This is a genomic window from Pseudodesulfovibrio sp. JC047 (assembly GCF_010468615.1).
In the GTDB taxonomy this organism is placed as follows: Bacteria; Desulfobacterota; Desulfovibrionia; order Desulfovibrionales; family Desulfovibrionaceae; genus Pseudodesulfovibrio.
The window spans coordinates 1-322 of the sequence record NZ_WUEH01000123.1 but is presented as its reverse complement, the minus strand read 5'-3'; the positions used below and the strand labels follow the sequence as shown (position 1 = coordinate 322).

Below are 322 nucleotides of genomic sequence, written 5' to 3'. Positions count from 1 at the left end.
CATCGATAATTAAGCCGTTGCCAGTAGGAACGATGTTATCGGGGCTAATCCCCTCATCTAACACGGCTTCCTTCAGACTGTCTAACAGGTTGTTTAATTGCGTTGCTTGGTCTCCCTGGTCTTCCTTAATGGCCTTCAGCTGAGCCTCAGCCAGGTCAGCCTGTAATTTGGCCAGCCTTGCCTTCTGACTCATCAAATCGGCTTCAGCCGGGCTTAACGGCTTGTCTGAGTAGCGTTCTCTGTAGTTGTTTTTGAGCCAAAAGAAAAGGGCTTGCCTATCGCCATTAAGAGCAAGCTCATACAGTGCATTCTCAGCCCTAGC

The 322-nt window shown here is 49.4% G+C and carries 1 protein-coding gene; it reads right to left on the bottom strand.

The window, feature by feature from the left end:
• The coding region (locus GO013_RS16850) for a hypothetical protein (protein ID WP_203529726.1) at window positions 1–322 on the bottom strand (322 nt) is incomplete at both ends.